The 18274-nt window shown below is 60.1% G+C and carries 17 protein-coding genes; 6 read left to right on the forward strand and 11 right to left on the reverse strand.

The genetic code is table 11. The features are described 5' to 3' along the window. Window positions 1-165 precede the first annotated feature (165 nt). Window positions 166-1950: a molecular chaperone gene (locus BMY98_RS18140; RefSeq protein ID WP_074891443.1), complete on the forward strand. Its 1785-nt coding sequence runs from the start codon at window positions 166-168 to the stop codon at window positions 1948-1950. Window positions 1951-1993: 43 nt separating this feature from the next. On the opposite strand, the gene serB is transcribed toward BMY98_RS18140, so the two are convergent. Next, the gene (gene serB, locus BMY98_RS18145; RefSeq protein ID WP_074891445.1) at window positions 1994-3211 is read right to left on the reverse strand and encodes a phosphoserine phosphatase SerB; all 1218 of its coding nucleotides are present in this window, start codon (window positions 3209-3211) and stop codon (window positions 1994-1996) included. A gap of 130 nt (window positions 3212-3341) precedes the next feature. On the opposite strand from serB, the gene BMY98_RS18150 reads away from it, so the two are divergent. Further along, window positions 3342-4871 carry a HAMP domain-containing protein gene (locus BMY98_RS18150; protein WP_074891446.1) on the forward strand — a complete coding sequence of 510 codons (1530 nt, stop codon included), beginning with the start codon at window positions 3342-3344 and terminating at the stop codon, window positions 4869-4871. A 54-nt stretch (window positions 4872-4925) separates the two neighbouring features. Here the strand turns inward: BMY98_RS18150 and BMY98_RS18155 are convergent, their stop codons facing one another. The 8 genes from BMY98_RS18155 to BMY98_RS18190 form a co-directional block, all read right to left on the reverse strand. After that, window positions 4926-5633: a PqiC family protein gene (locus tag BMY98_RS18155; RefSeq protein WP_074891448.1), complete on the reverse strand. Its 708-nt coding sequence runs from the start codon at window positions 5631-5633 to the stop codon at window positions 4926-4928. Between the two features lie 180 nt (window positions 5634-5813). Beyond that, window positions 5814-8081 (reverse strand): DNA topoisomerase IV subunit A, encoded by a 2268-nt coding sequence (parC, locus tag BMY98_RS18160; RefSeq protein WP_074891449.1) that lies wholly within the window; start codon window positions 8079-8081, stop codon window positions 5814-5816. Window positions 8082-8091: 10 nt separating this feature from the next. Continuing rightward, window positions 8092-8574, reverse strand: coding sequence for a retropepsin-like aspartic protease family protein (locus BMY98_RS18165; protein WP_175514188.1), 483 nt, complete (start codon window positions 8572-8574; stop codon window positions 8092-8094). 35 nt (window positions 8575-8609) lie between these two features. Then, complete coding sequence (locus BMY98_RS18170) at window positions 8610-9587, reverse strand: esterase-like activity of phytase family protein (RefSeq protein ID WP_074891453.1); 978 nt, start codon at window positions 9585-9587, stop codon at window positions 8610-8612. Further along, window positions 9587-11491: a DNA topoisomerase IV subunit B gene (gene parE, locus BMY98_RS18175; protein WP_074891455.1), complete on the reverse strand. Its 1905-nt coding sequence runs from the start codon at window positions 11489-11491 to the stop codon at window positions 9587-9589. Before parE ends, BMY98_RS18170 begins: the two co-directional genes overlap by 1 nt. Before the next feature lie 90 nt (window positions 11492-11581). Then, the gene (locus tag BMY98_RS18180; RefSeq protein ID WP_074891456.1) at window positions 11582-12199 is read right to left on the reverse strand and encodes a YqiA/YcfP family alpha/beta fold hydrolase; all 618 of its coding nucleotides are present in this window, start codon (window positions 12197-12199) and stop codon (window positions 11582-11584) included. Window positions 12200-12342: 143 nt separating this feature from the next. Then, the gene (cpdA, locus tag BMY98_RS18185) at window positions 12343-13152 is read right to left on the reverse strand and encodes a 3',5'-cyclic-AMP phosphodiesterase (RefSeq protein ID WP_074891458.1); all 810 of its coding nucleotides are present in this window, start codon (window positions 13150-13152) and stop codon (window positions 12343-12345) included. Window positions 13153-13259: 107 nt separating this feature from the next. After that, on the reverse strand, window positions 13260-13475 hold the full coding sequence (locus tag BMY98_RS18190) for a hypothetical protein (protein WP_074891459.1): 216 nt from the start codon (window positions 13473-13475) through the stop codon (window positions 13260-13262). Window positions 13476-13738: 263 nt separating this feature from the next. On the opposite strand from BMY98_RS18190, the gene BMY98_RS26925 reads away from it, so the two are divergent. Continuing rightward, window positions 13739-13933: a hypothetical protein gene (locus BMY98_RS26925; protein WP_139214528.1), complete on the forward strand. Its 195-nt coding sequence runs from the start codon at window positions 13739-13741 to the stop codon at window positions 13931-13933. Between the two features lie 84 nt (window positions 13934-14017). Here BMY98_RS26925 and BMY98_RS18200 read toward each other — a convergent pair whose 3' ends face one another. Both BMY98_RS18200 and BMY98_RS18205 read right to left on the reverse strand, forming a co-directional pair. Beyond that, window positions 14018-14470 carry a DUF1249 domain-containing protein gene (locus BMY98_RS18200; RefSeq protein ID WP_065987826.1) on the reverse strand — a complete coding sequence of 151 codons (453 nt, stop codon included), beginning with the start codon at window positions 14468-14470 and terminating at the stop codon, window positions 14018-14020. Beyond that, window positions 14461-15078, reverse strand: a complete 618-nt coding sequence (locus BMY98_RS18205) for an NUDIX domain-containing protein (protein WP_074891462.1) — start codon at window positions 15076-15078, stop codon at window positions 14461-14463. Before BMY98_RS18205 ends, BMY98_RS18200 begins: the two co-directional genes overlap by 10 nt. A 218-nt stretch (window positions 15079-15296) precedes the next feature. Here BMY98_RS18205 and BMY98_RS18215 point away from each other — a divergent pair, with 218 nt between their 5' ends. The 3 genes from BMY98_RS18215 to BMY98_RS18225 all read left to right on the forward strand — a co-directional run bounded on the left by BMY98_RS18215 (window position 15297) and on the right by BMY98_RS18225 (window position 18272). Next, window positions 15297-16043, forward strand: coding sequence for an RsiV family protein (locus tag BMY98_RS18215; RefSeq protein WP_074891465.1), 747 nt, complete (start codon window positions 15297-15299; stop codon window positions 16041-16043). 235 nt (window positions 16044-16278) lie between these two features. Next, a complete protein-coding gene (locus BMY98_RS18220) occupies window positions 16279-17637 on the forward strand; it encodes a DUF6861 domain-containing protein (protein ID WP_074891467.1) in 1359 nt (452 codons plus the stop codon). Between the two features lie 8 nt (window positions 17638-17645). Further along, complete coding sequence (locus tag BMY98_RS18225; protein ID WP_074891468.1) at window positions 17646-18272, forward strand: GAD-like domain-containing protein; 627 nt, start codon at window positions 17646-17648, stop codon at window positions 18270-18272. Window positions 18273-18274 lie beyond the last annotated feature (2 nt).

Consider the following 18274-nt stretch of genomic DNA (forward strand, 5'->3'; position numbering starts at 1 on the left):
CCCAGGCTGCGACGGTTGCAGGATGCTGCTAGAGTCCCCTTGTAAGCGCTGTAGGAAACTTCGCTTTCAATGGACGTAAACGTGCTCTTTTCGCTCGGCGAGGGTGCTTGCCCCGGAGTTGGACGCCGCCGTTCAGACCTGTAGTTGTTGGAGTTTGCCTGTCACATGAGTAATTTAAGCCTCCCACTGTTGTTGCGCGCACCTGTGCCGACGCAGTCGAGCCTGTCGTTCTGTGACGCGACCCCCAAAGACATGAAACGCTGGATCGCCACCCTGCCCAAGGCCAATCTCGGCGAAATGGCGCGCCAGCTCTATCAAGGGCTCGGCGAGCTGAATCAGCTGCTTACCCCCAGCGACAACCGCATGCAGCTCCTCGAATTGCTTCGCCCGGAAGTCTCTTTCGTGTGCAAGCATCTGGAGCGTCACTTCCTGAACCAGTCGGTCGTTCTCGAAGAGCGTCCGCGCAAAGTCGCCAACCTCTGCCAGGCCCTGCAAAACCACCTTGCCATTGGCTATAAACAGATCATCGCGCGGGTCGCGGTCAAGCTCGGCAAAGACCGCATTGGCCTGCTGACCACCGCCCTTCAGCGCGCGCTTAGCTGCCTGAACGGCCCGCTGATCCGCGCCAACCAGCTTTACTGCCCGGTGCAGGATGGTCTGTGGCTTGAACTGCACCAGATCTATCAGATCGCCCGCCAGCATCAATTGCAAAACGTGCCGGTGGCCGACAGCCTGGCCCACAACGCCCAGACGATGAGCGTTGAGCAGACTTACATTGTTGCGCTGCTGATGGGTTGTTCACGATGCAATCAGATGCGCCAGCACAACATTGGCAAACTGGCCGAGGCGCTGGATGCATGGAGCGCGATGGTCACGCTGCAGCAGCCGCTGGACAGCAACAGCCTCTACGCAGTGTCGCCAGGCACGGACACAGCGCCGCGCTATGCCGCGCTGTACGACGACGATCTGCGACCGAATTTGCTCGGCATCGACCCGCGTCCTCTCTCGGCCGCGCTGGAGCGCTACACCGAAACGGCCTTTGAAGAACGCTCGAAGTCAGTGCTGAAAGTGCCGCCCGGGTTGTCCATCGATGTCCTGCAGCACCTTGCGGCCGCGTGGGGCGATGTATCGGAACGGGCGTTTCAACGCACCCCGGGGCAAGGCACCCTGACCGTTTGTGTGGGCATGAGCGCCCTGCATTATTACGTCGGCGGCCAGCAGTCCTTCAGCGACCTGCTGCAGATGTCGACCCTGTCCAGAGTCGCCGAATACACGTTACAGCCCCTCAAACCGGCGAAGCATGACCCGTGGGCGCAGACGGCGGACGTGCAACGCAGCGGCACGTCCGAGAGCATGCTGCCTTTCGAGGAAATCGAGTACAAACGCGATGACGCAGAAGGCAATGCGGCGTCCGACGGGCAAAAAAGCTTTCCCACTTACGCGTTGCACATCGTCAATCACAGTCCGGGTGGCTACTGCCTGGCCTGGCCGAAAGAAGTACCTGATCAGCTGCAGGCCGGTGAGATGATCGGCATTCAGGACCATGGTCACGGCTGGAGCATCGCGGTGGTGCGCTGGGTGCGGCAGGTCCGCGGTGGCGGTATGCAAATGGGGGTTGAGCTCATTGCGCCTTTTGCCCAGGCCTGCGGCATGCAGCTGACCCGCGCCGAACAGAGCAGCCAGTTTCTCCGCGCCCTGCTTCTGCCGGAAGTTCGCGCCATCGACGTGCCCGCGACGGTCATCGCGCCGCGCCTGCCGTTCGAGGACGGCTCCAAGGTGCTGATCAATACCAGTGGCGAAGAGCGCCGCGCGAGCCTGAGTAACCGTCGGGCGACCACGGGCAGCTACAACCAGTTTGAATATCAGATTCTTGAAGGACCGAAAAAGGCTGCGACGCCAGACGCCGGCGGCCCGGAGCAGGAGTTCGACTCGCTGTGGACGGTGCTTTGAGCCATCGAGGCATCCGTTGCAGATGCCTCAACGTTCACGCTTGTTAAGCGCTGCGCCCTTCCCGGTCACGGAACCCCAACAGATACAGCACGCCATCCAGCCCCAGCGTAGAGATGGCCTGCTTCGCCGACTGCTTGACCAGCGGTTTGGCGCGGAACGCCACACCCAGGCCCGCGATGGCAAGCATCGGCAAGTCATTGGCGCCATCGCCCACTGCAATGGTCTGCTCCAGACTCAACCCTTCCTTGCTGGCGAGTTCGCGCAACAGATCGGCCTTGCGCTGGGCGTCGACGATCGGCTCGATCGCGTTACCCGTGCACTTGCCGTCTACCACCTCCAGCTCGTTGGCGAAGATGTAGTCGATGCCCAGTTTGGCCTGCAGCTGGCGAGCGAAGTAGGTGAAGCCGCCCGACAAAATCGCGGTTTTGTAGCCCAGCCGCTTGAGTTCGGCGAACAGGGTTTCAGCGCCTTCGGTCAAACGCAACGAGGCGCCGATCTCGTCCAGCACCTTCACATCCAGGCCTTTGAGCAGCGCCAGTCGCTCTTTGAAACTGGCGCGAAAGTCCAGTTCGCCGCGCATGGCGCGCTCGGTGATTTCCGATACGCGCTCACCGACGCCGTGGGCTTTGGCCAGTTCGTCAATGACCTCGGCTTCGATCAGCGTCGAATCCATGTCGAACACCGCCAGACGACGGTTGCGGCGGAACAGTGAGTCCTGCTGGAACGCGATATCGACGTTCAACTCTTGGGCAACGTGGAGGAATTCAGCCTGCATCTGCTGAGGATCGACCGGCTCGCCGCGTACGGAAAATTCGATACAGCCTTTGCTCTTCTCGGTGGGCATGTCCAGCGACATGCGCCCTGAAAGGCGATCGATGCGGTCGATGTTCAAGCCGTATTTAGCGGTGATCGCACTGACCGTCTGCAGTTGCTCGGCGGTGACCTTGCGCGTCAGCAGCGTCACGATATGCCGCGCCTTGCCCTGGCCGTCGACCCAGTGCTGATAATCGGCTTCGGACACGTCGGTGAAGCGCACTTGCTGACCCAGTCGGTCGACTGTTGCCTGTACGTTCTGGCGCACGGCCGCGCCTGCTTCGGTGTCGGGGATGTCGACCAGAAGGCCGAATGACAAAGCGTCATGAATCACCGCCTGACCGATGTCGAGAATGTTCACGCCGCCTTGGGCCAGCACACCGGTGATAGCCGCAGTAAGACCCGGACGGTCTTCACCGGTGATGTTTATCAGGACGATTTCGCGCAAGGCGCACCCCCGCAGTGGAAAAAAACCGCATTCTACGCACTTTCAGTGACCGCCGGGCACAGCCAGCGCTTTGCCGCCACAGGGTCGCTCGCTATACTGCGCCCCAACTTCACCACGAGAGCCGTGCTCAGTGAACCGGCCCACGCCAGTAAAAACCGATAATTTCTTCTTGCTGATCTTCCGGGCATTGCGTCATCGACGTATTCCGATTGCTTTGCGCATCGCCAGCCACAACGTGATCCTCGTCGCGCTGGCTCTGGTGATCTACGCCTGCGTCATGGGTTTGCAATTCAAGCAAGCCATGCACGAACAGGCCGACGCATTGGGGCAAGCCCTGACCACGCAGACCGCCACGTCCGCCACCGAGCTATTGGTGTCCAACGACATCCTCAGCCTCAACGTGCTGCTGGGCAATCTGGTGAAAAACCCGCTGGTGGCCCATGCGGCTATTTATAGCCCCGACAATCGCATCCTTGCCGAAGCCGGACAGCGTCCGAAAAACGGCTTGCTGGGCGAGGCGGAAGGTCTCTACGAGATCAAGATCACCTTCCAGGACGTGGTCGCAGGCACTCTGCGCATCAGCCTGGACATGGCCCAGTTCCAGCAGCCGCTGACCATCAGCCTGCAGAGCATGGCGATTCTGGCCGGTATTCTTCTGGCACTGGCGCTGGCCTTGAGCCTTCGCCTAGGGCGCCATATTTCCACGCCGATGCTGCAACTGCGCATGTGGCTGCGCTACATCGATCCGTACACGCCCGCCACTGATCGTCAGGACGAGATCGGCGATCTGGCGCGTCAGCTGAAGACTTCCTACGCGCCGCCAGAACCGGAACCGGCCCCCATTCCCGAGCCTGCGCAGGTCGAGGACGAGGACGATACCTCCCCCGAGTTCGACAGCAGCGACCTGAGCGACCCTGACTTCGACGATGCGCCCAAACCGCGGGCCACGGTGATCCCGGCACGGCGTATCTCCGCCGAGGAAGATGAAGAAGACGAGGAGGACCCCTTTGCGGACCTTCGCGATCACTCCCCCGCCGCGCCAAAACCTGTGGCGCGCCCGATCCTGCCGGTCGTGCCATCGCAACCGCAGTACAGCGCCGTGCTGGCTGTGCAACTGGGTTCTCAGGAGCAACTGCGCCGACTGCCGCGCACGCGCCTGACCGAGCTGCTCGAGCGCTACCGTGACTGCATCGATCAGGCCGCTTCGCTCTACGACAGCGAGCTGCACACCCTGAACGACGGCAGTTCGCTGATGGTGTTCAGCACCCAGGACAGCGGCGATGACTACCTGACCAACGCCATCTGCTGCGGCGAGTTGCTGCGTGCATTGAGCCACGCGTTGCAGATCGAAGTCGCCGATAGCGGCATTACACTGCAGCTGCAGCTGGGCCTGACACTGGGCGAAGGCTTGCACGGCATGAACCAGATCGATCTGCTGCTGACCGAAACTGCTCAGGACGCCCTGGCCCTTTCGCAACACAGCCGCAACCTGTTGCTGGTGGAGCGCAAGATCAGCGAAGACCCGACCATCCGCCAGCGTGCGCGTATTCGCCCGATTGCGAGCCCTGAAGGTGCCAGCTGTGTGGAGCGTCTGATGGAGCCGTATCCGTCGATGCTGGAGCGTCAACTGGCGCGCATGCACGAAGCGCGAAAGGTTTAAGCGTCACCCACAAAAAAGCCCGCATCGCTGCGGGCTTTTTTGTGGGTGCGAATCTTAGAAGCGGAACACTTCCAGATCGGTGCGGATCGGTGATGCCATCGGGATCTTCGGCTTGTCCTGATCAGTCCGGGTTTTTGCCGGGGCTGCGGCCTTCTTGGGCACGTCCGCTACATACGGCTGACTGGCGATGGGCTTGACCGCGACGCTCAGCTTGTCCGCCAGGCGCTGCAGCAGAACTCCCTGAGCCTTGACCTGGGCAGCTGAAGAACCTGCATGGGGCTCTTCCAGGTGAACCAGCTTGCTGTCGCGCACATTGCCTCGGCGGTCGAGCAAGCGCCACTGGGCATCCAGAACCGCCGGCTGCTTCTCGCCTGAGTCCAGGCGGGTGATGGACAGCACCACCTGGACATCCGGCGTGAAGCTGGCCGCAGCAGGCGCCATGACCACGCGTTGACTGTCGAGCTTCCACGCCAGTTGGCGCAGAAGCAGTTGATCGATATCGGCAGACAGGCTGCCAGCCCAGCGACCGTCGGTGGACGCCTTGAGGCTGCCGTCCGGCTGGCGCTGCAATAATGTTTCACGTTGCAGATAGTCAGCAATTGCCACAGGGCCCAGCAGAACTGCGACCCCGCCGGTGTGCTTCGGTTGCCCAGGATCGCCGCTGTCCAGCTGATAGAGCGACGTGGGCTGATGAACGCTGCAACCGGCCAAACCCAGAACGCCGGTCAACAACAGAACACAGGGAACACGTAGAAAATTCATCATCCCGTCCAAGTGAGCGCCGTGTAATGCGCTCACGCTGTTAAATACTTTGAAAACATGAAGGCATTCCGCCATAGCGGCGCCAGAGGACGTCATATCATCCGTGAATATGCGCGTTGACTCCAGCGATTCTGCGTCGCTCTCATGACGAAACGAAGAGCGACTGCCGAACCAACCGCTTTAGCCAGCGGTTTCCACCAAGAGTGCATCAACGCGCTGGAATCCACGTGGCAGCTTGTTGCCCCGTCGTCCGCGCTCACCTTTGTAGTGCTCCAGGTCGTCAGGCTTGAGCGACAGATTACGCTTGCCCGCCTGCAGCACCAGCGTGGCGCCGTCCGGGACAACGGCCAGGTCGGTCACGTACTCTTCTCGACTGGCAACGCGGTCGCCCGGAATGCCAATGATTTTGTTGCCTTTGCCCTTGCCCAGCTGCGGCAGATCGCTGATTTTGAACACCAGCAAACGGCCTTCGGTGGTCACGGCGGCGAGCCAGTTGTGCTCACGGTCCGGCACCGGACGTGGCAGGATCACCTTGGCTCCGGCCGGCAAGCTCAACAGGGCCTTGCCCGCCTTGTTCTTGGCCTGCAGGTCTTCACCCTTGACCACAAAACCGTAACCGGCATCGGAGGCGATCACGTACAGCGCGTCATCTTCGGGCAACAGCACGCATTCGAAAGTCGCACCGGGAGGCGGCGTCAGACGACCGGTCAGCGGTTCGCCCTGGCCACGGGCCGATGGCAAGGTGTGCGACGGCACCGAATAACTGCGACCGGTGGAGTCGATAAACACCGCGAACTGGTTGGAACGGCCCGGCGCCAGGGCCTTGAAGCCATCCCCTGCCTTATAAGAGAGCCCGGTGGCGTCGATTTCATGACCTTTGGCGGAGCGAACCCAGCCTTTTTCCGACAGCACGACCGTCACTTTCTCGTTCGGCAGCAGATCGTGTTCGGTCAGGGCTTTGGCTTCGGTACGCTCGACGATAGGCGAACGACGGTCATCGCCATAGGTTTCGGCATCCTTGATCAGCTCGGTGCGTACCAGTTTCTTCAGCTTGGCCTCGCTGCCCAACAGGGCTTGCAGCTTGGCTTGTTCCTTGAGCAATTCATCCTGCTCGGCCCGCAACTTCATTTCTTCCAGTCGCGCCAACTGACGCAAACGGGTGTCGAGAATGTAATCGGCCTGGATTTCGCTCAGGGCGAAACGGGCGATCAGCGCGGCTTTCGGATGTTCCTCGGTGCGGATGATGTGAATCACTTCATCCAGGTTGAGGTAAGCGATCAACAAACCATCCAACAGGTGCAAGCGACGCTCAACCTTGTCGAGGCGAAATTGCAGGCGACGACGCACAGTCTGTACCCGGAACGCCAACCACTCGACCAACAATGCGCGCAGGTTTTTCAACTGCGGCTTGCCGTCCAGGCCAATGATGTTGATGTTGACCCTGTAGCTGGACTCCAGCTCGGTGGTCGCGAACAGGTGCTGCATCAGCGCATCGTGGTCGAAATTCTTGCGGGCGCCCGGGATGATCACAATCCGGCACGGGTTTTCATGGTCGGATTCGTCACGCAGGTCAGCGATCTGCGGCGCTTTGGACGGCTTGGCCTGCATCATCGCCGCGATCTGCTCCAGCACCTTGGCACCGGACACCTGATGCGGCAGCGCGGTGACGATGATGTCGCCGTCTTCGATGTGGTACACGGCGCGCATACGCACCGAGCCTTTGCCGGTTTCGTACATTTTCAGCAGGTCGGCGCGGGGCGTGATGATTTCCGCTTCGGTCGGGTAGTCCGGGCCCTGAATGTGCTCACAGAGCTGTTCGACCGTGGCTTTCGGCTCATCGAGCAACCGCACGCAGGCTGTGGCGACTTCGCGCAGGTTGTGCGGCGGTACGTCGGTGGCCATGCCGACAGCGATGCCGGTGGTGCCGTTGAGCAGAATGTTCGGCAAACGCGCCGGCAACACCAGCGGCTCATCGAGGGTGCCGTCGAAGTTCGGCCCCCAATCCGCTGTGCCCTGGCCCAATTCACTGAGCAGCACTTCGGAGTAACGGGACAAACGCGCTTCGGTATAACGCATGGCGGCGAACGACTTGGGATCGTCCGGCGCACCCCAGTTGCCCTGACCGTCGACCAGTGTGTAGCGATAGCTGAAGGGTTGCGCCATCAGCACCATGGCTTCGTAGCAGGCCGAGTCGCCGTGGGGGTGAAACTTGCCGAGCACGTCACCGACGGTACGCGCCGATTTCTTGTGCTTGGCGTCGGCATCCAGGCCCAGTTCGCTCATCGCATAGATGATGCGTCGCTGCACGGGCTTCAGGCCATCGCCGATGTGCGGCAACGCCCGGTCCATGATCACGTACATGGAGTAGTTGAGATAGGCCTGTTCGGTGAAGTCAGCCAGCGATCGGCGTTCTACGCCATCCAGGCTGAGGTCAAGGGAGTCGCTCATGCGGGCCTCATCATTTTGTCGTCTGGCGCAGCAGCAATGTGCCGCCGCGCTGTGTGAATTCGAGTTGTTTCACGGCGCTCATGCCCAGCAGCACCTGTTCACCATCCAGACCGGGCACCACCAGGGCGCGCACGTTGTTCAGGACGATGTCGCCAATCTGCAACCGTTGCAGCGTGGTCCGGAACGCGTCGGTGCGTCCGTTGGCCGTGCTCACCTGAACGCGCTCGCCGCGCTCAAGGCGCAGCGCCTGCGCGACGCTCTCCGGTATGGCGACATTGGTCGCGCCGGTGTCGAGCATGAACTGCACGGGACGGGTATTTATCTGCCCGGTCATGACGAAATGGCCGTCACGATTGCTCGCCAGTGTCACCTCGACATAGCCGTCTCCATGTTCGGAAGCGACGATGGTATTCGGATTTTCCTGACGCTGCTCCCACTCGCCAAAAAACCGCGTCGCCAGAAACAGCGCCGCCGCCCAGGCGATGATCAGCATCACCCGCCCGGCGCGCCGGCCGGGAGGTGCCTGGGTCAAGGCTTGCCGCTCCAGCCGCCCTCGGGCGCGGCAAAGCGCCAGACGACGGGACGTTTTTCGCCATCGGCGCGGACACCGAAATTGTTGTCCGTGCCGACCCAAGCACCTTTGTCGTCGACGATCAGCGCTTCGGTCAGGCCGTATTTCTGGTCATACAGCCGGTTCGGCTGAAGCGCCTCTTTGGCGAACGACCAGCAGGTTTCCAGCTGACCTGTGGCCAGCGTGCGCCGGCAGATTCGGTAGGCTGCGCGCTCCAGTGTGAACAGCTTGCCCTTGTACAGCGAGATGTCGGAAAAGTCCTTGGAGACCGCCTTGCCACCCAGCTCGGGCGGCAAAATATCGTTGCCGGACTCGACTCGCAGGATGCAGCTAGCGTCACAGGCCCAGCCGTTCTTGCCGAGCTTTGCGGTCAGCAGGCCGCGCTTGTCACGCTCGGCGGCAAGCCATAGTTGATCGCCTGCCGGGTTGACCGCGATGCCTTCGAAAATGGCATTGAAATGCTGCAGCATCCCGGCCGACTGCGCCTCCTCAACGACTTTCCTGGGCAGCGCCAGCCAGACCGGCGCGCCTTCGGCCGGCACTTTCAGCACCGCGGCGTAGGCTTCGCTGACGAGGTAACGGTTGCCCGCCGCGTCGCAACTCACGCCTTCAAAATCCAGGTCACCGCCGCGAATCAGCGCCGACGCCTTGGCCATTCCACGCAGGGTCGCAGACAGACCGCTGTCCGGAATCGGCGGGATTTCCAGCGTCTGCGCCTTGGCTTTCCAAACCGTTGCCGATGTGTCGAGACTGTAAAGCAGGGTGTCGTCGCGGTCCGAAACGGTCCACAGCACGCCATTGCAGGACGCCAGTCCGGACAGGTTGCCGCCGATCATGTCGTCGACGGCATGCTCCGACAGCAGCTTGAGCTCGGGCAACGGCGCGGCGAAAACGGGCGTGGCGATCAATAACAGCGCTGCAAACCAGCCCCGCATCAGACCAGCACCTCGGCCAGGTTGCCTTTGGATTCAAGCCAGCTCTTGCGGTCGCCCGCGCGTTTCTTGGCCAGCAGCATGTCCATCATTTCCGACGTGGCTGCGAAGTCATCCAGGGTCAGCTGCACCAGTCGACGGGTGTTCGGGTCCATGGTGGTTTCGCGCAGTTGCGGCGGGTTCATTTCACCCAGGCCTTTGAATCGGGTGACCTGTGGCTTGCCGCGTTTCTTCTCGGCCACGAGTCGGTCGAGAATGCCGTCGCGCTCGGCTTCGTCCAAGGCGTAGTAAATGTCTTTGCCCAGGTCAATACGGTACAGCGGCGGCATGGCGACGTAGACGTGACCGGCATCCACCAGCGGGCGGAAATGCTGAACGAACAAGGCGCACAGCAGCGTGGCGATGTGCAGACCGTCGGAGTCGGCGTCGGCCAGGATGCAGATTTTGCCGTAGCGCAGCTGGCTCATGTCCGCAGCGCCCGGATCAACCCCGATGGCCACCGCAATGTTATGCACCTCCTGGCTGGCGAGTACTTCGCCGCCGTCGACTTCCCAGGTGTTCAGGATCTTTCCGCGCAACGGCAGGATGGCCTGGAACTCCTTGTCCCGCGCCTGTTTGGCGGAGCCGCCCGCCGAGTCACCCTCGACCAGAAACAGCTCGGAGCGCATCGGGTCCTGACCCGCGCAATCCGCCAGTTTGCCCGGCAGTGCCGGACCTGACGTGATGCGTTTGCGCTCGACCTTTTTGCTGGCCTTGAGACGACGGCCGGCGTTGCTGATCGCCAGTTCGGCCAGTTGCATGCCCATTTCAGGGTGCGCATTGAGCCACAGGCTGAAGGCATCCTTGACCACACCGGAGACGAACGCTGCCGCCTCACGGGACGACAGCCGCTCTTTGGTCTGGCCGGAGAACTGTGGCTCCTGCATCTTCATCGACAGCACGAAAGCGATGCGCTCCCAGACGTCTTCGGGCGCCAGCTTCACGCCGCGCGGCAGCAAGTTACGGAACTCGCAGAAGTCTCTCATCGCGTCCAAAAGGCCCTGGCGCAGGCCATTGACGTGGGTACCGCCCTGGGCGGTCGGAATCAGGTTGACGTAACTTTCCTGAACGCTGTCGCCGCCCTCGGGCAACCACAGCAGCGCCCAGTCGACGGCCTCTTTGTTGCCCGCGAACACGCCGCAAAACGGCTCGTCGGGCAGGCGCAGAAAGTCAGACACCGAATCCTGCAGGTACGAGCGCAGACCGTCCTCGTAGTGCCACTCGACTTTCTCGCCGGTGCCTTTGTCCTCGAAGCTGACCAGCAGGCCCGGGCACAGAACGGCCTTGGCCTTGAGCACGTGCTTGAGACGGCTGACGGAGAATTTCGGGGTGTCGAAGTATTTGGGGTCCGGCGCGAAATACACGCTGGTGCCGGTATTGCGCTTGCCGACGGTGCCAATCACCGCCAGATCGCTGGCCTTGTAGCCATCGGCAAAGGTCATTTCGTATTCGTTGCCATCGCGCTTGACCCGTACCCGTACCTGGGTCGAGAGCGCGTTGACCACGGAAATCCCGACGCCGTGCAGGCCGCCGGAGAACTGGTAGTTCTTGTTGGAAAACTTTCCGCCGGCGTGAAGCTTGGTGAGGATCAGCTCGACGCCCGACACGCCCTCTTCCGGGTGGATGTCCACGGGCATGCCGCGACCGTCGTCCGACACTTCCAGCGAGTTGTCGGCGTGCAGAATGACCTGCACGGATCGGGCGTGGCCTGCCAGCGCTTCATCGACGCTGTTGTCGATGACTTCCTGCGCCAGGTGGTTGGGTCGTGAGGTGTCGGTGTACATGCCCGGCCGTTTGCGGACCGGGTCGAGGCCCGAGAGGACTTCGATGGCGTCTGCGTTATAAGAGCTAGCGCTGGGATTGGCCATGGGGTCTCGTCATCAAGTCGTTCATGAAATTTCGGAGTGCTACCGTTCTTACAAGAATGTTCTACATATTTATTGCAGCAAGGGCTCAGGTCAGAGCCCGGTCAGATCGACGCCCTGGAGCAATGCGGGAGCGAACCCGGCGAAGCTCAACAGCGCTGGCATCTTTGCCGCGAAACCCTGAAACCCGTGATCGCCGCCCGCTTCGATGCGCAATGCACAGTCCCGATAGAAGCTCTGGGCACGGCGGTAATCCAGCGTCTCGTCGCCCGTTTGCAGCCACACCTGAATCCGCTGCGGATCCTGTGGCGCGGGCACTTCCAGCTCGGCCAGCGCCGTCACGTGGTCGTGCGTCAGCTCCCAGCTCTCGCCGGTATAAAGGTTCTGTTGGGTGCCGAGAAAACCATCGAAGAGCTGATGCGGATTGACCGCAGGGTTGATCAGCACAGCCTTGAGGCCGTGGCGCTCAGCCAAGTGAGTCGCATAGTAGCCGCCGAGCGAGCTGCCGACCAGCAGCGGCCGACCGAGCTCCTCGATCGCGCCCTCCAACTGCGCCAGCGCCTGACGCGGATGATGATGCAGCTCCGGCACGCGCAAACAATCGCTCAAACCCAGTCGCGCCATCAGCGTCGTAAGCTGCGTGGCCTTCTGCGACCTGGCCGAGCTGTTCAGGCCATGAATATAAAGAAGCGTCGATTGATGCTCGTTCACTCAGTTGCCTCCCAAACGGCAATCGATACATCCCGGACGGGCTGGCCTGTCGGCACTCATCCGGGCAAAGCCACGCAGTTTACAGGGTCAACTGCGCGAAGACTCGCCTGTTGATGAATCGCTGCGCATTAAGGAAATGTCTTTCAATAGCCCGCGCCGTTGATGTCGACGTCAAACAGGTCAGGGGCGATGCGCGAAACACCGGTGTCGATCCGGCCGTCATCGTGCAGACGCAGCCAGCGGTAGCCTGGCGCGAGGTCATCCAGGCCGAAATCCACGCTGTTCGGCGCGAACTGAATGCAGGTTGAAGGCGACGCCATTAGCCGCACGCCGTCGCGAAGCTGATCGAATTCCTGATGCACATGACCCCAGAGCACCGCACGCACCTGGGGAAAACGCTCCAGCACCGCGAAAAGCGCCTCGGGATTACGCAAACCGATGGGCTCCATCCATGCCGCGCCGATGGGCACCGGATGATGGTGCAGACACACCAGATGATGCCGCTCCGGCGCTTCGCTCAAGGCCTGGGCGAGCAACTGAAGCTGGCCGTCTTGCAGATAACCGGGAACAGACCCGGAAACAGCGGAATCGAGCATCGTGATCCGCCAGTGGCCGACGTCGACGACCGGTTCAAGAAAGTCGCTATTTTGCGCAGCAATCGCCATCTCCCTCAGCTCGTCGTGATTCCCCGGAATCCAGCGCGCGGGCGCATTCAGGCGGTCACTCGCGTCGCGGAACGCCTGATACGACTCGACCGAGCCGTCCTGAGACAAGTCGCCCGTTGCCAGCACCAGATCGATCGCCGGCTGCTCGATGAGCACACATTCAACAACCGCATCGAGGCTGGCGCGCGTGGGCATGCCCAGCAGCGTGCCGTCCGCTTCGGCGAACAGATGGCTGTCGGTCAATTGGACGACCAGCACGGATGAGGAATGAAAGGATGGGCTCGACAATGGCCATCTCCTTGAGCGGATGTGGCCGGATTATGGTGTGAGATCGGTGCGGCGGCAAACCTGGAAATGAGTCGTGTATACCATTTGGAACATTCGGCTGGTATGCGTCAGCGCTTGCGATGCAGTCTGAGCAGTTTGCCCACAGCAAAGCCTCCTGCAAACAGACCAACTACCGCGCTCAGTAGTAACCATGGGAGCGCCTGTTCGTAGCCGATTTCAAGGAATGCGACCATGAGCGACATAGGAAGGTAGAAGCCAAGAATTGCACCGGCACAACTACCTGTCAGCCGAACGCTCCAAAAAATCAGCTGCCGCAGTTTCATCGCCACCGGACCGGACAATTGCTCAGAATTGACTCATCGGCTCCGCCTGCGAAAAAGAGTTCTTCGACAAAACTGACGCAGTTATTTGGGATACCAAACCAGTACCACGGATCCACACTTAGCTCATTCAACTTGCGCTGTGCTCCCTCTGGGTCGGGTAGGTAAACAGGCCGCCTGAATAATTCGGTTTTCCTCGATTCATCCAGGTAGCGCCTATAACCCTGCTCGGGCATGAAGTACGGCCTGGACGCTAGACCTGCGATATGGAAATAGTAAAAGCCGACCTTGATCAAGGCGTGGCCGCAGACATTTGGGCCATCGCCGCTTACCACAACCAAGGACGTATTACCCCAATTGAAGGGGATCACCCCACACACCTCGAGATGGACTCCTATATAGCTCATGTTTTCTTCCTGAAAGTTAAGTCGGCAGAACCTAACCTCAGGAAAAAATTATGAAAAGCGCAAAGCCGTGCAGAAGCGAATTTTCAGAAATGCCCTTCGGACGTTACCTACAGCAATATAAGCGGTGAAGGGATCAGATCAGCGCACCGCCTCAAACTCATGCCCGCAGGCCAGGCAATGGCTCAGCCATTCACCCAGAAACACATTGAGCTGGGCCTTTTCATCGGGCTGGTGCATGTCGGCATTGGGATAGGGATAGATACCCTGAAAGCGGCGTGCATGTTCGGCGCCGATGACTTCGGCCATGCGCGCGTCGTGGTAGACCTGCACTTCGAGCACAGGCACCGGCAGCCACGGCAGGCTGTGTTCCTGACGGACTTGCAGCGTGGTGGTGTACGGGCAATCGAGGATGACCTCGACCGCCAGCACGCCCAGCATCTGGTCGCCCTGGGTTACGGCGACGCGGCGTGAGCGTTGTTGATTGCGCATATCGGGCAGCAAACGCATCAAGCGCGCGTAGTTCGCCTCGCAGGCGGCTTGCAGCCCGGCGAGGTCGACACGATAGCGCTCGCGCAGAAGATTCACGACCATAGCCCCCTTACTTCGGCGCGATTAAGCGCCAGCCATTGCATTGCAATAATAGTTGCGGCGTTGACGATGCGCCCGTCCTTGACGGCTTGCATCGCGTCGTCGAATGACCAGACCGAAACCCGGATGTCCTCGGCCTCTTCTACCAGCCCGTGCAGCCCGCCTGCCCCCTCGCTGTCGCATTTACCCAGGTACAGATGCACGAACTCGTTACTGCCGCCCGGCGATGGAAAGTATTTGGTGATCGGCCAGAGGGCGTTGAACGTCAGCCCAGCTTCCTCTTGTGCCTCGCGGTGAGCAACCTCCTCGGGCTCCTCTTTTTTATCGATCAGGCCGGCGACCATTTCAATCAGCCATGGGTTGTCGTGCTTGCCGATAACGCCGACGCGGAACTGCTCGATGAGCACCACTTCATCGCGTTTGGCGTCGTAGGGCAGCACGCACACCGCATCATGGCGAACGAACAGCTCACGCTTGATTTCCGGGCCCATGCCGCCCGCGAACAACTCATGGCGCAACTGAAGACGGTCGAGCTGGTAAAACCCCTTGAAGCAGGTCTCACGGTGTGTAATTTCGTGCTTCGTCGGTGTTGATCTGCTGCTATCCGTCATAGATTTCTCACTGCTTGAGCACTGTGTCCGGGCCCATCCTAACGCGCTGTGGTGCGGGATGCAGCCCTTTGAATTCGCAAAACCGGTCCCCGGGGTAGACGACCGCCGGGGAAAGCACTCTAATCCGCCCGATGGCGAACTGATTGCGCCACCCACAGTCGAAGGACGTTGCCGTTACCTCCACGTGACGCCCCCTTATGCCGATGCCAAGGATCAACATGTCTTTTCTGAAGATCATTTCACTGGCCTGCGTGGCCCTGATTTTGGGCGCCTGCCAAAGCCTGTTCCAACCCAATCTGCGCAGTCCGCTGACCGTTCAGCGCGACGCCTCCGAGCTGATCAAGCCCGGCTGCACCACCGATGATTGCCCGCTGGTAAACATCGACACCGTGCATTTCCCCGATGAGCCGAAACTTGACGAGATCGTTCAGCGCACGCTGCTGCAACTGACCCGCAGCGACAGCGATGGTCCGGTGCCGCCGACACTGAAGGCGTATCAGGAGCAATACCTGAGCCGAGCGCCGGCGCGCAACAGCAGCTACCTGCAGGCCAAGGTACGTGAGCAGCATGACGGAATCGTGGTCGTCGAACTGTCCAGCTACGTCGATTCCGGCAGCGGCCAGGGTAATCCGGGTCGCGCGTTCATCAACTACTCCCGCCAGCAGCAGCGCGTACTGACACTGGCCGACATGCTGGTCCCGGGTCAGGAAGCTGCCTTCTGGGACAAGGCCCGTCTGGCGCATCAGGCCTGGCTGATCAGCAGCAAGCTGGACAAGGACACCGAGTTCCAGAACATGTGGGCATTCAAGCAAACTTCCAACATCGCCCTGACGTACGGTGCGGTGATTCTCAAGTACCCGGTGACAACCATCGCCCCTTACGCCATGGGCCACATCGAGCTGAAGATCCCGTATCCGCAGCTGAACGGCATCATCAAGCCTGAGCTGTTTCCGGGTCGGAGCTGATCGTCTGAACCCAAGCCGGTCGCTGAGAAAGCGCCGGCTTGCCTCGTAATACTCCCTCCTCAAATACTTTCCTTTCTGTATTCAGTTCCTACATACACTTTCACACATACTCACCAAACTTTAAACATTCACCTCCTTAAAACTTCCGCCATTATTAAACTCCTTGTTTATTGACGCTTCACTGGGTTAATCATTAAGTTCCGCCCTGAACTTTTGGAACAGTCAGGGAGACGGGATGCGCTTATGGAATATCCTGCCGTCATGGTTTGAAATTGAAGATCGATTGAGGCTTGAAGTTCAAAGCAGCGGCCTAGCTGACTTTCGAAGTTACCTGAATGAACAAGCGCCTTCCGTCGAACTTGTTCTGCGCCGCGTCGACAACATCAGAACTGCTTTTTACCGCGCCGAATTTGAAGCCAGCGCATTACTGCGACAGCGATTCGCAGACCTCGACATATCCGAAGTGCTGTTTGATCTGATGGGCGTTGTCGGCGACATGGCCATGATCATTGTCGGCAGCGTCCTGGCTGGCGCCGCGATGGGTGCGGGGGTGGGCGCTCTGGCAGGTGGCGTAGGCGCGGGGCCCGGCGCGATTGCTGGCATGGCGGCGGGGTTGCAAGCCAGCAGCTGGATTCTCGGGGTGCTTGGGCTGGCCTCGGTCGCCGAGTTTTTCGTACAAGGTCTGCCTGCGCTTCTGGACCACTACGTGCGCGGCATCCAGGTCGCATGGGACGGGACCCGAGGCAACGATGGGCTAAACCCGATTTCACAGGACGACCCGTGGGTTGTCGACCAAGCCGCACACCACATCGCCCGCGGGCACACGGAAGTGGTAATCCTGCTGCTCGGCGCGGTGGTTGAGTACCTGACCCGAGGCCGCGGCAACATGGCGCTACTCGCCGGCCAGATGCGCGCCAGCAGCAAAGGCGCGCGGCTGGCGCAGTGGATGGTCAAGCATGAAGAGGGTCTTAAGGCGCGGCCTGACTTACAGCCGCCCGGGGCTCGGGCAGGTGGCTCGACCACACCGGAGCCTAGGTCCGACAGCCATCGTGAAACCGATCGACCGGGCGGGAAGAAACCGCTGGGCATGCCGGAATACAAGGTGCCATGCTTTAACGCGAGCAACCTGCACTACAGCAAAATTCCCGAGTTCGACAGGCAGCTGGGTGGACAGGAAAAAGGGTTAAATGATTTGACGGTGGATGAGTATTTGCGGGGGCGGGAGGCGTTCAAGGCTGGGGATAAGGTTAGGGATCCGAGGGTGGCGACGATGGCACGCTTGCGCCTTAAGAACGGGCTAGTCGAAAATTTGACGGAAGAGTTGCAAAGCACAGGGATGTCTTATGATCAAGCCCGCAACAAAGCCGAAATATTGGCCAAGGAAAAGATGCGCACACTGGCTGCTTTACACAACCCAGATCTATTTGCAGGAGGAAAAGATGTAATTGCTGACTTCGGCGATCGATCCGTTAACTCGAGCATCGGAGTGCAGTGGCGGGGCCGGATAGACACTCTGGACCAAGCCATAATGAATACTGACGCCGCTGACCGACACAAAACTAAAGTTAACGCAAAGCTTGAGCGGTGCAAATAAGAGGTCATATGGAAGAGTATTTCGAGTATTTTGTAGACAAGATGGGAGCCTCTTTTTGCCGAAGAGAAGCCCCCCTTTCCACACGTGATAAATACAAAGACAGACTTCCGTCGCTGTTAATTTCCCATTGGGAAAAGTATGGATGGAGCGGCTACGGTTACGGCATATTCTGGACGGTCGATCCTGCTGAATACAATGTGTTCATCCCGGATTGGCTAGCTACCTCAGGTATCAATCACGCTGAAACGTTCCACGTGATCGCAAGAAGCGCCTTTGGTGACCTGTATCTATGGCAAGAAAGGACAGGGAGTCGCTTGACTATCACCTCGATTTATGGACGTTACTGGCTCAGAAAAGCCAGCTCGTCTCCTTTCAATCCGGATATTAGCGTGCAGGCTTTTTTCACATCTAAAGACCCCGAGAGTAATGATTTTGACGGGCTCTTCCAGAGGGCGCTTAAAACGCTCGGCCCACTACAACCCGACGAAATGTACGGCTTCGTCCCCGCCCTCGCACTCGGCGGCCCAGGCGATCTGAAGCATCTACAAAAGGTCAAAACCATCGAGCATCTTACTTTCCTGTCCCAGCTTGAACCGCTGACAGACTGGGGGTTCCCGGACCTCGACTCGCTCTGACT

The sequence above is a fragment of the Pseudomonas graminis genome (assembly GCF_900111735.1).
In the GTDB taxonomy this organism is placed as follows: domain Bacteria; phylum Pseudomonadota; class Gammaproteobacteria; order Pseudomonadales; family Pseudomonadaceae; genus Aquipseudomonas; species Aquipseudomonas graminis.

Excerpts from the sequence above, each read along its gene's own strand:
- BMY98_RS18155 (WP_074891448.1), bottom strand. The coding sequence starts at position 5,633 with ATGAATTTTCTACGTGTTCCCTGTGTTCTGTTGTTGACCGGCGTTCTG.
- BMY98_RS26925 (WP_139214528.1), top strand. The coding sequence starts at position 13,739 with ATGGAAATAGTAAAAGCCGACCTTGATCAAGGCGTGGCCGCAGACATT.
- BMY98_RS18215 (WP_074891465.1), top strand. The coding sequence starts at position 15,297 with ATGTCTTTTCTGAAGATCATTTCACTGGCCTGCGTGGCCCTGATTTTG.
- BMY98_RS18140 (WP_074891443.1), top strand. The coding sequence starts at position 166 with ATGAGTAATTTAAGCCTCCCACTGTTGTTGCGCGCACCTGTGCCGACG.
- parC (WP_074891449.1), bottom strand. The coding sequence starts at position 8,081 with ATGAGCGACTCCCTTGACCTCAGCCTGGATGGCGTAGAACGCCGATCG.
- BMY98_RS18205 (WP_074891462.1), bottom strand. The coding sequence starts at position 15,078 with ATGACGGATAGCAGCAGATCAACACCGACGAAGCACGAAATTACACAC.
- BMY98_RS18220 (WP_074891467.1), top strand. The coding sequence starts at position 16,279 with ATGCGCTTATGGAATATCCTGCCGTCATGGTTTGAAATTGAAGATCGA.
- BMY98_RS18190 (WP_074891459.1), bottom strand. The coding sequence starts at position 13,475 with ATGAAACTGCGGCAGCTGATTTTTTGGAGCGTTCGGCTGACAGGTAGT.
- BMY98_RS18225 (WP_074891468.1), top strand. The coding sequence starts at position 17,646 with ATGGAAGAGTATTTCGAGTATTTTGTAGACAAGATGGGAGCCTCTTTT.
- parE (WP_074891455.1), bottom strand. The coding sequence starts at position 11,491 with ATGGCCAATCCCAGCGCTAGCTCTTATAACGCAGACGCCATCGAAGTC.
- BMY98_RS18170 (WP_074891453.1), bottom strand. The coding sequence starts at position 9,587 with ATGCGGGGCTGGTTTGCAGCGCTGTTATTGATCGCCACGCCCGTTTTC.
- BMY98_RS18165 (WP_175514188.1), bottom strand. The coding sequence starts at position 8,574 with ATGCTGATCATCGCCTGGGCGGCGGCGCTGTTTCTGGCGACGCGGTTT.
- BMY98_RS18200 (WP_065987826.1), bottom strand. The coding sequence starts at position 14,470 with ATGGTCGTGAATCTTCTGCGCGAGCGCTATCGTGTCGACCTCGCCGGG.